Below are 15163 nucleotides of genomic sequence, written 5' to 3'. Positions count from 1 at the left end.
TTATTACTTTAAATGTTAATACAATAAAAGATGAAAATCATAATTCCTATGGCCGGACGCGGATCACGTTTGCGCCCACATACATTAACTGTCCCAAAACCTTTAATCCCAATTGCGGGGAAACCCATTGTTCATAGATTAGTTGAAGATATTGCCAAAGTAATTAATCATCAAATAGAGGAAATCGCCTTTATCATCCACAAGGATTTTGGTACCAAAGTCGAAGAGGATTTGGTGGCTATTGCAGAAAAATTAGGCGCAAAGGGTACTATTTGTTATCAAAATGAAGCATTGGGTACCGCACATGCTATTTTGTGTGCTAAAGAGTCGATGGAAGGACCTTTAGTTGTTGCGTATGCTGATACTTTGTTTAGAGCTGATTTTACTTTAGACACCACAGCCGATAGTGTAATTTGGGTGAAACAAGTAGATGATCCAAGTGCTTTTGGAGTAGTACAACTTAATGACCAACATGAAATTATTGATTTTGTAGAAAAGCCTAAAGAGTTTGTTTCTGATTTAGCAATCATTGGAATTTATTATTTTAAATCTGGAGAAACCCTAAGAAGCGAATTGCAATATTTGTTAGACCACAACGTTGTAAAAGGTGGTGAATATCAGCTAACAGATGCGTTGGAAAACATGAAACAAAAAGGTATGAAATTTGTTCCTGGTAAAGTAGAGGAGTGGATGGATTGCGGAAACAAAAATGTAACCGTAGAAACCAATTCACGCATGTTAAATTTCCTTCACACTGACGCAGAAGAAAATCTAATAGCAGATACGGTACGAATTGAAAATTCAACCATTATACCTCCGTGCTTCATTGGGGAAGATGTGGTATTGATAAACTCAACGGTTGGTCCTAACGTATCTCTTGGTAAATCGACCCACTTAACCAATGTGAATATTAAAAACAGCTTGGTACAAACGCATGCCCATATTCGTAATGCTAAACTAGATAATGCTATGATTGGAAATCATGCAATTTTCGATGGCGATTTCAAGAGTATCAGCATAGGCGATTATTCTGTTTTGGAGTAAACATAAAGATGAAAAAAAGAGTTTCAAATATCGTTGTATTATTGGTGCTGAGTTGTTGCACCCAAACTCTTTTGGCTCAGGTTAATCCTGAAGATATAGCTTTAGAAACCGATGATTTTCAGGAAGCCTACTATGAAGCACTGTTGCAAAAGGGCATCGAAAACTACGACAAAGCAATTGTTTCTTTGGAAAAATGTTTACAACTTCAGCCTGAAAATGAAGTAATTTATCATGAGTTAGGGAAAAATTATTTTTTTCAAAAAAATTATATCGAGGCTGAGAATAATTACGTAAAAGCAACCCAATTGCAACCCAATAATAAATGGTATTGGATTGATTTGTATGAGGTTTATTATGAAACCAAAAATTACAATCAGGGAATTACAACTCTTCAAAAAATTATTCCACTCGATAAGAATTATAAAGAGGATTTACTTTCGTTGTATATGTATACCCGTCAGTATGATAAAGCTTTGGTTTTAATTAATGAGCTAGACGAGACTGTTGGGAAAACGTATATTCGGGATACTTATCGATTGGAAATTAATATGCAATCGACTAGTAATAGCACAGGGAAGAAAAATCTTGAAAGTGCAATAGAACAAAATCCTTTGGTTGAGGAAAATTATATTTCGTTAATTTATACGTATTCCGAAAACAATCAGGAGGAAAAAGCGCGAGCTGTGGCTCAAAAGATGGAAAAAAATATTCCAAATTCGGAATGGGCACAAGTTTTTTTATTCAAATATCATATTAATGATAACAAAGGAACAGAAGCATTGGCTTCTTTAGAAAAAGTTCTTAACGGTAAAAAAATTGATATGAAAATCAAATTCAGAATGTTTAATGAGTTTTTGATTTTCACAACGAAGAATTCTTCTTTTGAAACACAGTTGAATAAAATAATTCCATACTTCGAAAATAATCCTGAAGTAAATGTTTATACAGAATTAGGAAAGTTTTATTACAAAAAGAAAAACTGGTCCAAAGCGATTGCTTATTTAGAAAAAGCATTCAATACGAGTACCAACGATTTAGAAACGAATATTTTTTTATTGGCATCTTACGAAGAAGTAGCCAATTATGAACTGCTCTTAAAAAAAGCATCCGAATTGGTTGATCTTTATCCAAACCAACCGGAATATTATTACTTTGCAGGTAAGGCTTCTGCAAAAGTTAAAAATTTCAAAAAAGCGATTACTTTTTTAGAAATAGGCATAGATTATGTAGTTGATAATGTAGCTCTTGAAACTGATTTTTGTTTACTGCTATCAGAAACTTTTAAAGAAATGGGCAATATCCCAAAAAGTGATCAGTACCAGAAAAGAGCTATTAATCTTAAAAAGAAATAAAAAAGAATGCAAAAAATACTTCCTTTACTACTTTTAGTTTTAGTGGTAGCTTGTAAACCCAAACAAAATTTAGTAACCCCTGCAACAGTAACAAATACCGCTGCAGTAGAAACAGTTAAAAATATTATATCCAATCATTACGCGATTAATCGTGGTTTTAAGACGGCTTTTATAAATGCCAACGTAGATTATGTAAGTCCAAAACAGTCTTTAAGAGTATCGGCAGATATTCGTATTAAAAAAGACGAGATGATTTTATTGACTGTAAAATTTTTCGGAATTACTGGTGCAAAAGCTCTCATCACACCAACACAGGTTAAATATTATGAAAAAGCCAACAATACATATTTTGAAGGCGATTACAAAATGTTGAGCGATTGGTTAGGGACCGAATTGGATTTTAAGAAAGTCCAAAACATGCTTATTGGTCAGGCTATAGACGATTTAGATCAGACCAAATATGAAATGACTACCGAAGAAAACGCACCGAGATTGAACGAAATTACTTCCGGTAATTTTTTAAAAGGTTTTGTATTTTATCCGGATTCTTTCAATTTAAAAAAACAAGAAATACAACAACTTTCTCCTGAACGAAAAATGTTGGTGAATTATTCCAATTATAAATCGTTTGCCGAAAGTGTTTTACCGCAAGAATTAGCTATTTTTGCAACACAGAACAATCAAACTACGTCCATTGCCATAGAGTACAGGGATGCCAAATTTAATGACGAGTTAAATTTTGTATATAATGTACCAAGAGGTTATGAACAAATTACCATCAAATAGTCTAATTAATCTTTAATGATGTTAAAATATATAATTTTATTTTTTGCTTTAATTACGGTCACTACTTCTTTTGGTCAGGAAGAAGAGAGACAACGTAGGTTAGAAGAACAAAAAGCCAGATTACAGGAAGAAATTCGTGAACAGGAAAAATTATTACAAACTCAAAGAAAGAAAGAAAAATCGGTAGTGAAAGTTGTAGAGCAACAAAATGTAAAAATTGGGTTGCAACAAAAATTAATTAGAACTACCGAAAAACAAAAGAAGGTTCTTGGGAATAGTATGTATATTAATCAGTTAGAGGTTAATAAACTTAAAAAAGAATTGATTTTGTTAAAAGAAGATTATGCTAAAAACATTGTAAAATCATACAAAAGTCGATCAGAACAAAGTAAGGCAATGTTTATTTTGTCGTCGGATAATTTTTTACAAGCCTACAAGCGTTTTCAGTATATGAAACAATATTCTAGTTTCAGAAAAGTACAAGGCGAACAAATTAAAGAAAAAACCAAACAGCTAGAACTATACAATAACAAGCTAGCGGTTCAGAAAAAAGAAAAAGAAAAACTGATTGCGGAAAGCGAGCAAGAAAAAAAGGCTTTAGAAATAGAACGCCAAGAGCAACAAAAGTTATTAAAATCTATTAAAAAGGATAAAAATAAAATCATTGCGGATATCCGTAAAAAACAAAAAGAAGCACGTGCAATTGAACGACAAATAGAACGATTAATTCGTGAAGCAATTGCAGCAGCCAACAGAAAATCTGGAAACACGACGAATACAACAACTTTCGTCTTAACACCTGAAGCAAAAGAATTAGCTAACGATTTTAAAGCGAATCGAGGTCGTTTGCCTTGGCCAGTAGAAAAAGGGGCGTTAACGAAGCGTTTTGGTCGTCAGCCACATCCGTTGGAACCTTCTATCATGATTGAAAGTAGCGGTATTGAAGTATCTTCAGAGCGTGGAGCAAAAGCGCGAGCGGTATTTAACGGAGAGGTAAGTGATGTACAGATGGCTCCTAACGGTACAGCAACAATTATGGTGCGTCATGGAGATTACACTACAACTTATTCTAATATTAGTAAAGTTTATGTGAACAAAGGAAGTAAGGTTACTACCAAACAAGTTTTAGGGGAGATTTTCTATAATCAATCCGCTGGAAGATCAGTGCTTAAATTCCTGATTTATCAAAATATAACGAAATTGAATCCTCAAGTATGGATCATTAATATGTAATAAAAAAGTCCCAAATTTGGGACTTTTTTATTGTATAAATAACGCTTTTAATTCTGTTGCTTCGCTGGGTTTCAATTTTCCAGCCAAGACTAAACTTAATTGTTTACGACGTAAAGCAGCATCAAAACGGATTTTTTCTTCATCAGTTTGTGGTATAACCTGCGGGACTTCTACAGGACGTCCTGTTTCATCTACCGCTACAAAAGTATAAATGGCTTCATTGGCCTTTGTTTTGTTCCCCGACTCACGGTCTTCAATCCAAACATCTATATAGATTTCCATAGAAGATTTAAAACTTCTTGAAATTTTAGCTTCAACAGTAACGACACTTCCTAGTGGTACGGCTCTATTAAAAGCCACATGATTTACAGAAGCTGTCACAACAATACGACGGGAATGACGTCTTGCGGCAATACTTGCTGCTCGATCCATACGAGCCAACAATTCTCCTCCAAAAAGATTGTTTAAAGGGTTTGTTTCTCCAGGAAGAACTAAATCGGTAAGTATGGTTAATGATTCAGAAGGAAATTTAGTTTGCATAGTAATTTTTTTGGTAAAGATAGTGCGTATATCTATAGTTATAAAAAAAGCCTTTCAGAAATTGAAAGGCTGTAAAGGTTTTTATTTTTCTTGCAGGAGAATCCAAGCATCTTTATTTTCTTGATTCTGAATCTTCAGTAAAGCAGCATCGGCTTCAGCTTGAGAATTATAAGTTCCGTACAATACAGAAAATAATCCATCTTCATTTCGTTCTAAAACCGAAGCATCGTAGCCTTTTTGAATTAGAATATTCATGGCATTTTCAGCATATTTTTTAATTCTGAATGACCCGGAAACAATATGAAAGTTATAGTTTAAGTTAGGATCAACAGTGTTTTCTCCTATCGGATTATTTAGAAAAAAAGTAGCTTCCTGAATTTTATTTTTTACTTCATTCTGTACTTGCTTCTGAACCAATAAAGTTTCAGCTTGCTCTTGCTGGTTGATATAAGAAACATATCCGAAACCAGTACCTCCAAGGGAAAGGACAAACATTGCCGCATATTTTAAGTAAGGGCGAACGGTTTTTCTCTCTTCTATGGTTTCGATACTTATTTTTTTGGTAGCAGGTGCATCTGCCAAATTCTTAAGTGCTTCACGTTTTATAGCCGGCGAAACATAAGAACTAAGACCAAAAGAATCAGTAAGGTAATTTACATGACTCGAAGCTTCGAAAACAATATTACCTTCAGCGTTTAATTTTAATAGACCAATGCCTTTAAAAATTAAATAATCTCTGCCTTCTAATTTTGTTTTCCATTCGGAAACTTCATTTTCAATAGCAGATACCGCATGCTCGTAGCTTATTCTTTCAGCAACAGCAACGTGATTAGCCAATAAGCCATCATTGTTCTTAATATTGGCATTAAAAGAAATTACTTTCTTAGGAGGAAAAAAGGTGTGATTGTTTTCCTGTATGTTTGCAGAAACAGTTTCGGTTAAAAAGGCACCAAAACCTGGAATCGTTACACATTGATAACGATACAATAACTGAGAAATATGTTGTGCTACATTCATAGTAGCAAAAGTAAAGCATACAAGCCAAAATAAAAATTTTATTAACAAATTTTATTAACAATTTAAAAATACGTTACTTTGTTATTCACAATTTATACGCCATGTTACATCAAGATTTGTTATACACCTTAGCCTTACTGAAAGTGGAAGGTATTGGTGATGTTACCGCCAAAAAACTTCTAGCGCATTTAGGATCAGCAGAAGCAATTTTTAAAGCTAAAACTTCTGAATTAGCTAAAATTGAAGGTATTGGACCTTTCATTATTAAAAAATTGCAAGATTCACTAGCTTTTAAAGAGGCAGAAAGCGAATTAAAGTTTATTCAATCAGAAAATATCCAAACGCTTTTTTACCAAGACGCGTTATATCCAGAACGTTTAAAACAATGTAATGATTCGCCTGTTTTACTTTTTACGACTGGAAATATCAATTTCAATAATCGAAAAATTATAAGTATAGTAGGCACAAGACAAGTAACTTCCTATGGTGCTGATTTTTGTAAGCAACTTATAGCCGATTTAGCGCCTTTGAATCCAATGATTGTTAGCGGTTTTGCTTATGGCGTAGACATTGTAGCCCACCAAGCAGCAATAGAACATAATCTACCAACGATAGGTGTTTTAGCACATGGATTGAATCAAATTTACCCTAAAAACCATAAAAAGTATATGGCCAAAATGGAGCAAAATGGCGGCTTCATGACCGAGTTTTGGAGTTCTTCAAATCCAGATAGGGAAAATTTTGTGAAAAGAAATCGCATTGTAGCGGGTATTTCTGAAGCTACTATTGTTATCGAAAGTGCTGAACAAGGTGGATCATTACTCACAGCTAATATGGCTAATGATTATCATCGGGAAGTTTTTGCAGTACCGGGCCGAGTTACCGACAAATACAGCCAAGGATGCAATCTTCTTATTAAAACCAATAAAGCCCAATTGCTCACGAGTGCCGCAGATTTGATTTATCATTTGAATTGGGATTTAAAGAAAGAGCCTTCTAAGGCTATTCAAAAACAACTTTTTGTTGCTTTAGAAAACGAAGAGCAATTGATCTATGATTATTTGCAAAAAGGTAACAAAGAACATTTAGACACTATTGCAATCGATTGTCAAATGCCGGTATTCAAATTATCGTCGATATTGTTGGGTATGGAACTCAAAGGTGTTGTTAGACCTTTACCGGGTAAATATTTTGAGATAATTTAAAAATCAATACCTTTGCCGCGAATTCTTCCATTTAGAATTCAAGACATTTTATTTATTTCTCACTTAACGTTTATAGCATGCAACTGTATAACACCTTAAGCGCAGAAGAAAGAAAAGAACTAATTGATCAGGCGGGGAAACAACGCCTTACATTGTCTTTCTATGCGTATGCCAACATTGAACATCCAAAAAAATTTAGAGACGAATTATTTTTAGCTTGGAATGCACTCGAAGCATTAGGCCGTATTTATGTAGCCAAAGAAGGGATTAATGCCCAAATGAGTGTTCCTGCAGAAAATTTTGAAGCTTTTCGAGATACTTTAGAAGTGTATCCTTTTATGAAAGGAATTCGTTTGAATGTGGCGGTAGAACACGACGATCACTCGTTTTTGAAACTGACCATTAAAGTACGTCACAAAATTGTAGCCGATGGCTTAAATGATGAAACCTTTGATGTAACTAATAAAGGAGTACATTTAAATGCTAAAGCGTTCAATGAAATTCTAGAAGATCCTAACACAATTGTAGTAGATTTTAGAAACCACTACGAAAGTGAAGTAGGACATTTCAAAGGAGCTATCACGCCAGACGTGGAAACATTCCGTGAATCCTTACCGATTATTAACGAGCAATTAAAAGATTTCAAAGAAGATAAAAATCTGGTGATGTATTGTACCGGAGGAATTCGTTGTGAGAAAGCCTCGGCATATTTTAAGCATCAAGGATTTAAAAACGTATACCAACTAGAAGGCGGAATTATCAATTACGCGAAACAAATTAAAGAAGAAGGATTAGAAAGTAAATTCATCGGTAAAAACTTTGTGTTCGATCATCGTTTGGGAGAACGAATTACCGATGATATTATAGCGCAATGCCATCAATGCGGGAAACCTTGCGATACCCATACCAATTGTGCCAATGACGGTTGCCACTTATTGTTTATTCAATGTGAGGAGTGTGCTGAAAGAATGGAAAATTGTTGTTCAACCGAATGTCTCGAGATGACTCATCTTCCACTAGAAGAACAAGTTAGACTTCGCAGAGGAATTCAGGTAGGGAATAAAATCTTCAGAAAAGGAAAATCGGAAGCCTTAAAGTTTAAGAAATCGGGTGAGTTAACGGCAACCCCTTTGGCCAAGGCAACTGATTTGACAGAGAAACCCAAAAATATTCGTCAAAGAATCGCGCAGAAAAAAGTATTGGTTGCCAAAGGACAACATTATTTCTCCAAAGCTCAAGTAGGTCAGTTTTTAATGGAAAACCAAGAGCTTCAAGTGGGAGATAAAATCATGATTATTGGCCCAACTACCGGAACACAAGAACTCATCGTAGAAAACATGTATGTTAACGGTGTTCCTAATACTGTTGCAAAAGCAGGAGACAAATTAACATTTAATGTACCTTTTAAAGTAAGACCGTCCGATAAATTATTTAAAATAATACGCTAATGACAACTACAGGAAGAATCGAATTAATGGCTCCGGCTGGAAATTTCGAATCACTTCAAGCGGCGTTAGACAACGGTTGTGATTCAGTTTATTTTGGTGTAGAACAATTGAACATGCGAGCACGAGCAACGGTAAATTTCGTATTAGACGATTTACCGGAAATAGCGCGTCGTTGTCAAGAAAAAAATGTGAGAACTTATTTGACTCTCAATACAATTGTTTATGATCATGATCTTTCAATAGTAAAAACACTTTTGAACAAAGCTAAAGAAGCTAATATAACCGCTGTTATTGCATCAGATCAAGCAGTAATCATGGCGGCCAAAACTATTGGAATGGAGGTGCATATTTCAACTCAATTGAATGTTACTAACATTGAAACAGTAAAATTCTATGCCATGTTTGCCGACACTATTGTGTTGTCTCGCGAGTTGAGTTTGCGTCAAGTAAAGAAAATTACAGAGCAAATCGAAAAAGAACAAATCAAAGGACCAAGCGGTCATTTGGTTGAAATTGAAATTTTCGGTCACGGTGCTTTGTGTATGGCAGTTTCAGGAAAATGTTATTTGAGTTTGCATTCGCATAATTCGTCGGCAAACCGCGGTGCTTGTAAGCAAAACTGTCGAAAAAAATATACGGTTATCGATCAAGAGTCAGGATTTGAGATTGAGATAGACAACGAATACATGATGTCTCCTAAAGATTTGTGCACAATCGATTTTTTAGATCAAGTAATCGATTCTGGTGTTAAAGTTTTAAAAATCGAAGGTCGTGGTCGTGCAGCCGATTATGTGGCGACAGTAACAAGAACATATCGCGAAGCCATCGATTCGTATTACGAAGGAACTTTTACCAAAGAAAAAATCAGCACTTGGATGGAAACCTTGTCCACCGTTTACAATAGAGGATTCTGGAGCGGTTATTACTTAGGGCAAAAACTAGGCGAATGGAGTAAAGACCCTGGAAGTCATGCCACTCAAAAGAAAGTATATGTGGGAAAAGGGATGCATTTTTATCAAAAAGCCAGTATAGGTGAATTTAAAATTGAAGCCTATGATATTAAGAAAGGTGATAAGATTCTAATCACAGGACCAAGTACTGGTGCACAAGAAATGGTTATTGGGGAGATGTATGTGAACGATCAAGTTTCCGAAAAAGCGACAAAAGGTGACAGTTGTACATTTAAACTACCATTCAGAATTCGATTGTCAGATAAATTATACAAAATTGTAGAAGCCTAATGGTTATTATTACCTTACAACGTGATAAGTGTATTGGTTGCAATTATTGTGTAGAGTTTGCGCCGGCACAGTTTCAAATGTCTAAAAAAGATGGCAAATCGGTACTGATTAAATCTGTCGATACGAAAGGATTTCACACCTTAAAATCACACGATCATACCATTGTAGAGGCTTGTGAATTAGCCGAAAAAGCTTGTCCGGTACATATTATTTCGGTAAAAGAAACCTAAAAATTAGATTAAAGATACTTATTCTTACACCTGTTACGTTTTTATATTGTAACAGGTTTTTTGTTTAAAAGGTCTTGCTAGACATTTGCAAAATAAAATTTTGGGATTTGGAATTTCTAATTTGGAATTTAAAATATGTATCTTTACCCACAAAATGATTTTGGCAATAGTAGTCCCAAAACAAACCGGGACGACCTATATATATTCAAATTTATGGCATGTAATTCTTGTTCAACCACTGATGGCGGAGCGCCAAAAGGGTGTAAAAATAATGGGACTTGCGGCACCGATAGCTGCAACAAATTAACAGTTTTCGATTGGTTGGCCAACATGAGTCTACCAGGTGGTCAGGAACCTTTCGATTGTGTGGAAGTTCGTTTTAAAAACGGGCGAAAAGAGTTTTTCAGAAATACAGAAAAATTAACCTTAAGTATCGGGGATATTGTAGCAACCGAAGCTTCACCGGGACACGATGTGGGTATAGTTACCCTGACGGGTGAGTTGGTTAAAGTCCAAATGAAGAAAAAAGGCGAAAACCCCGATGGTGAAATCCCTAAAATATATCGTAAAGCTTCTCAAAAAGACATCGATATTTGGAGTGATGCTCGCAACCGCGAAGAGCCTATGAAGGTTCGCGCTCGTGAATTAGCCATTGCTTTAAATCTAGAAATGAAGATTTCGGATATCGAATTTCAAGGAGATGGTTCGAAAGCTACATTTTATTATACCGCCAATGATCGAGTAGATTTCCGTCAGTTAATCAAAGATTATGCTTCTGAATTCAAAATCAGAATCGAAATGAAACAGGTTGGTTTCCGCCAAGAAGCTTCCCGATTGGGAGGTATAGGTTCTTGTGGTCGAGAATTGTGCTGTTCTACTTGGTTGACAGATTTCAGAAGTGTGAATACTTCTGCAGCTCGTTACCAGCAGTTGTCTTTAAACCCTCAAAAATTAGCTGGGCAATGTGGTAAACTAAAATGCTGTCTTAACTATGAATTAGATACCTATCTGGATGCTTTAAAAGATTTGCCAGATATGGATACGAAACTTTATACAGAAAAAGGAGATGCGGTATGTCAAAAAATAGACATATTTAAAGGACTGATGTGGTTTGCTTATACCGATAATTTTGCGCATTGGCATGTAATTAAAGCAGAACAGGTTAAAGAAATTATAGCCTTAAACAAGCAAAAAACAAGAGTTTCTTCTTTAGAGGATTATGCGCTTGAAGCGGAAAAACCAGAAGTGGAAAAAACGTTCCAAAATGCTATGGGACAAGACAGTTTAACTCGTTTCGATCAGCCAAAGAAGAAAAGCAAAAATAACAATAATAAAAAACGCCGTCCGCAATCACAAACGCCACAGCAAACTCAAGGGCAAAATCAAAATGCAACGACACCGAAGCCGGAGGGCGAAAAAAAAGATAATAAACCTAAAAGACAAAATCGTCCTAAATTTAGAAATGAAAAAAAAGATGCTAAAAAATAGTGTATTGCTGTTTTTGTTCGCTTCGATGATGATATCGTGCGATAAAACGCAAATTTTTGACGAATATCATACTATCGACGATGGTTGGCATCGAGATAGCATCATTACTTTTAATTTTGAACAAAAAGCTTCAAAGGTTCCTGTCAATTTATTTATAAATGTTAGAAACAATGATGATTATGAATTCAGTAATTTGTTTCTAATTGTAAAAATGGAACAACCCAAAGGAAAAATTCATATCGATACGTTAGAGTATCAAATGGCAAATCCCGACGGTACCTTAATGGGAGAAGGTTGGTCGGATATCAAGGAAAGTAAACTTTGGTACAAAGAAAAGGCTACTTTTTCGGAAACTGGAAATTACAAAGTTTCCATTCAACAAGCGGTAAGACAAACCGGGAAAGTAACCGGAGTAGAACGCTTGAACGGTATCACCGAAATAGGTTTTAGAATAGAATCATTAGAAAAGAAATAGTATGGCACAAAAACTGAATACTCAAAAACCGGATTATTCACCATATGTGAAAAAATTTTGGAAATACTTCTTCATGGGATTTGGAGGCGTATTGTTGTTTTTTCTTTTTGCTTCTTGGGGGCTTTTTGGATCAATGCCTTCATTTTCTGAATTAGAAAATCCTGAGTCTAATTTGGCTACAGAAATTATTTCTTCAGACGGTGTCGTTATTGGTAAATTTTTTAATGAAAATAGAACACCGGTTAAGTATGAAGATTTACCTAAACATTTGGTAGAGGCTCTAATTGCTACCGAAGACGAACGTTTTTATGAACATTCTGGTATTGATGGCAGAAGAACGTTAAGTGCCTCTCTGAGCTTAGGAAGTAGAGGAGGAGCAAGTACCATAACACAGCAATTGGCCAAATTATTATTCCACGGTGAAGGTTCTCAATTTTTACCGTTCCGTATTGTTCAAAAAGCAAAAGAATGGATTATTGCGATTCGTTTGGAAAGACAATACACCAAAAACGAGATTATCGCTATGTATTTTAATAAAGTCGATTTTATTAATACAGCGGTTGGAATTCGTTCCGCAGCAAAAGTATATTTTGCTAAAGAGCCTAAAAATCTAACTATTGATGAGGCAGCTATGTTGGTGGGAATGCTTAAAAATCCATCCCTATTTAATCCCTTAAAAAGAGAAGAAAAAGTACGCGAGAGAAGAAATGTTGTCTTGAAACAAATGGAGAAAAATAATTTTCTGACGACAACACAAAAAGAAAATTTTCAGGCCAAACCAATTACATTGACTTTTACTCCCGAGAAATATAACGAAGGAACTGCAACCTATTTTCGTGAATATCTTCGCGATTACATGAAAAAATGGGTAGTAGAAAACAAAAAAGAAGACGGATCGGACTATAATATCTATTCCGATGGATTAAAAATTTATACTACTATAGATTCTAGAATGCAATTGTACGCTGAAGAAGCCGCAAAAGAACATTTAGCGAATTTACAGGAAGAGTTTTTCTTAGAATCTAAAAAGAACAAAACCGCTCCGTTTGTTAATATCAAGCAGTCGGATATCGATAGAATTATGGAGCGTTCTATGCGAACTTCGGAACGCTGGAGAATACTTTCTGAGGATGGAAAAGATGAGGAAGAGATTAAAAAGTCATTCTACATTAAAACCAAAATGACGGTCTTTACTTGGAAAGGTGACAGAGACACTATCATGACACCTTACGATTCCATCCGTTATTATAAACATTTCTTACAACCAGGTTTAATGGCTATGGAGCCTCAAACAGGTTTTGTAAAAGCTTGGGTTGGTGGTATCGATTACCGTTATTTTCAATACGATCACGTAGGATTAGGAGCTAGACAAGTAGGTTCAACCTTCAAGCCTTTTGTGTATGCTACCGCTTTAGAACAATTAGGAATGTCTCCTTGTGATACTATTGTTGACGGTCCTTTCATGATTCGCAAAGGGCGTCATAATGTCACCGAAGATTGGGAACCTAGAAATTCAGACCATCAGTACAGAGGTATGATAAGTCTTAAAAAAGCTCTGGCACTTTCTGTCAATACGGTTTCTGCAAAACTCATAGACAGAACCGGTCCTGATGCAGTAATCGATCTAGTGAAAAAATTAGGTGTTGAAACAGAAATTCCTTCACAACCGTCTATTGCATTAGGTGCTGTAGATATTACAGTGAGAGATTTAGTAGCCGCTTTTAGTGCCTTTGCAAACCAAGGAATTTATATCAAACCCCAGGTGATTGTCAAGATTGAAGATAAAAACGGAAATGTTATTTTTGAACCTAAGTTAGAATCCAAAGACGTTTTAAGTAAAGACGTAGCCTATGCCGTTATCAAATTAATGGAAGGCGTAACCGAAATTGGATCCGGAAGCAGATTAAGAACTCAAGGAGGGGGCTGGAAGTTTGAAAGAGTAACCGGTTATCCTTATATGTTTGATAACCCAATTGCAGGAAAAACAGGAACAACTCAAAATCAGTCGGACGGTTGGTTTGTGGGTATGGTACCTAATTTAGCGACTGGTGTTTGGGTAGGAAATGATGATCGTTCCGCTCATTTCAGAACATTGGCAACGGGTCAGGGAGCTACTATGGCACTACCTATTTGGGCATTATTTATGAAAAAATGTTATGCAGATACATCTTTGAATGTTTCCAAAGAAGCTTTCGAAAAACCTAAAGACTTATCAATAAAAGTAGATTGTTATGTTGCACCAAGAAGACAAGTAAATGATTCTACTGCAACCGACTCTACTGCTGTAAAAATTGAAGAACAGAACACAGACGAATTCGGAATATAATTATGATTAATAGAAAAGTAAACAACGTTCAAGAAGCATTACATGATGTTAAAGATGGCATGACTATAATGCTAGGCGGATTTGGATTATGCGGAATTCCAGAGAACAGCATTGCAGAATTGGTTAAAAAAGGGGTTACTAATTTGACTTGTATCTCTAACAATGCCGGAGTAGACGATTTTGGTTTAGGATTGCTACTACAAAAACGTCAAATCAAGAAAATGATTTCATCGTATGTAGGCGAAAACGCAGAATTTGAACGCCAAATGCTTTCCGGGGAGTTAGAAGTAGAATTAACTCCACAAGGAACCTTAGCCGAAAAGTGCCGTGCTGCACAAGCGGGAATCCCTGCATTTTTTACCCCTGCCGGTTATGGAACTGAAGTAGCCGAAGGGAAGGAAGTACGTGAATTTAACGGAAAAATGCACGTTTTAGAACATGCTTACAAGGCTGATTTTGCCATCGTAAAAGCTTGGAAAGGCGACGAAGCCGGAAACCTAATCTTTAAAGGAACGGCTCGAAACTTCAACGCACCAATGGCCGGAGCAGCTAAAATCACTATCGCCGAGGTTGAAGAATTAGTACCTGTAGGAACCTTAGATCCTAATGAAATTCATATTCCGGGAATTATGGTCAACCGAATTTTCCAAGGAGAGAAATTTGAAAAAAGAATTGAGCAACGTACAGTAAGACAAAAATAATTTGACAATTCTTTAATTTGAAGATGAGAAACGATAAAGAAAATTTAATTGTAAAATTAACATTTGATTTTGCATTA

The 15163-nt window shown here is 35.5% G+C and carries 14 protein-coding genes; 12 read left to right on the top strand and 2 right to left on the bottom strand.

Going from position 1 to position 15163, the window contains the following annotated elements:
• The first annotated feature begins 30 nt into the window (after nucleotides 1-30).
• Genes NAT50_RS11090 through NAT50_RS11075 form a run of 4 tightly spaced genes read left to right on the top strand, consistent with a single transcriptional unit; the run spans nucleotide 31 to nucleotide 4415 of the window.
• A complete protein-coding gene (locus NAT50_RS11090) occupies nucleotides 31-1044 on the top strand; it encodes a sugar nucleotidyltransferase (RefSeq protein ID WP_250593295.1) in 1014 nt (337 codons plus the stop codon).
• An 8-nt stretch (nucleotides 1045-1052) separates the two neighbouring features.
• Entirely contained in the window at nucleotides 1053-2396 is a 1344-nt protein-coding gene (locus tag NAT50_RS11085) for a tetratricopeptide repeat protein (protein ID WP_250593294.1), read from the top strand.
• 6 nt (nucleotides 2397-2402) lie between these two features.
• Entirely contained in the window at nucleotides 2403-3182 is a 780-nt protein-coding gene (locus NAT50_RS11080) for a DUF4292 domain-containing protein (protein ID WP_250593293.1), read from the top strand.
• Between the two features lie 18 nt (nucleotides 3183-3200).
• Complete coding sequence (locus NAT50_RS11075) at nucleotides 3201-4415, top strand: murein hydrolase activator EnvC family protein (protein ID WP_250593362.1); 1215 nt, start codon at nucleotides 3201-3203, stop codon at nucleotides 4413-4415.
• Between the two features lie 27 nt (nucleotides 4416-4442).
• On the opposite strand, the gene NAT50_RS11070 is transcribed toward NAT50_RS11075, so the two are convergent.
• Complete coding sequence (locus tag NAT50_RS11070) at nucleotides 4443-4955, bottom strand: acyl-CoA thioesterase (RefSeq protein WP_250593292.1); 513 nt, start codon at nucleotides 4953-4955, stop codon at nucleotides 4443-4445.
• Nucleotides 4956-5036: 81 nt separating this feature from the next.
• Entirely contained in the window at nucleotides 5037-5972 is a 936-nt protein-coding gene (locus NAT50_RS11065) for an HU domain-containing protein (protein WP_250593291.1), read from the bottom strand.
• 101 nt (nucleotides 5973-6073) lie between these two features.
• Here NAT50_RS11065 and dprA point away from each other — a divergent pair, with 101 nt between their 5' ends.
• The 8 genes from dprA to NAT50_RS11025 all read left to right on the top strand — a co-directional run bounded on the left by dprA (nucleotide 6074) and on the right by NAT50_RS11025 (nucleotide 15086).
• Nucleotides 6074-7177 (top strand): DNA-processing protein DprA, encoded by a 1104-nt coding sequence (gene dprA / locus NAT50_RS11060; protein ID WP_250593290.1) that lies wholly within the window; start codon nucleotides 6074-6076, stop codon nucleotides 7175-7177.
• A 77-nt stretch (nucleotides 7178-7254) separates the two neighbouring features.
• On the top strand, nucleotides 7255-8625 hold the full coding sequence (gene trhO, locus NAT50_RS11055; protein ID WP_250593289.1) for an oxygen-dependent tRNA uridine(34) hydroxylase TrhO: 1371 nt from the start codon (nucleotides 7255-7257) through the stop codon (nucleotides 8623-8625).
• On the top strand, nucleotides 8625-9866 hold the full coding sequence (locus NAT50_RS11050; protein WP_250593288.1) for a peptidase U32 family protein: 1242 nt from the start codon (nucleotides 8625-8627) through the stop codon (nucleotides 9864-9866). Before trhO ends, NAT50_RS11050 begins: the two co-directional genes overlap by 1 nt.
• Nucleotides 9866-10096 (top strand): ferredoxin, encoded by a 231-nt coding sequence (locus tag NAT50_RS11045; RefSeq protein WP_250593287.1) that lies wholly within the window; start codon nucleotides 9866-9868, stop codon nucleotides 10094-10096. The genes NAT50_RS11050 and NAT50_RS11045 overlap by 1 nt, the downstream gene beginning before the upstream one ends.
• Nucleotides 10097-10309: 213 nt before the next feature.
• A complete protein-coding gene (locus NAT50_RS11040; protein ID WP_250593286.1) occupies nucleotides 10310-11584 on the top strand; it encodes a PSP1 domain-containing protein in 1275 nt (424 codons plus the stop codon).
• The gene (locus NAT50_RS11035) at nucleotides 11559-12059 is read left to right on the top strand and encodes a gliding motility lipoprotein GldH (protein WP_250593285.1); all 501 of its coding nucleotides are present in this window, start codon (nucleotides 11559-11561) and stop codon (nucleotides 12057-12059) included. The genes NAT50_RS11040 and NAT50_RS11035 overlap by 26 nt, the downstream gene beginning before the upstream one ends.
• A gap of 1 nt (nucleotide 12060) precedes the next feature.
• Nucleotides 12061-14385: a penicillin-binding protein 1A gene (locus NAT50_RS11030; RefSeq protein WP_250593284.1), complete on the top strand. Its 2325-nt coding sequence runs from the start codon at nucleotides 12061-12063 to the stop codon at nucleotides 14383-14385.
• A 2-nt stretch (nucleotides 14386-14387) separates the two neighbouring features.
• Nucleotides 14388-15086, top strand: coding sequence for a CoA transferase subunit A (locus tag NAT50_RS11025; RefSeq protein WP_250593283.1), 699 nt, complete (start codon nucleotides 14388-14390; stop codon nucleotides 15084-15086).
• The last annotated feature ends 77 nt before the right edge of the window (nucleotides 15087-15163 follow it).

Source organism: Flavobacterium luminosum, assembly GCF_023635005.1.
GTDB lineage: Bacteria > Bacteroidota > Bacteroidia > Flavobacteriales > Flavobacteriaceae > Flavobacterium > Flavobacterium luminosum.
This window is presented reverse-complemented; position numbering and strand designations above follow the sequence as displayed.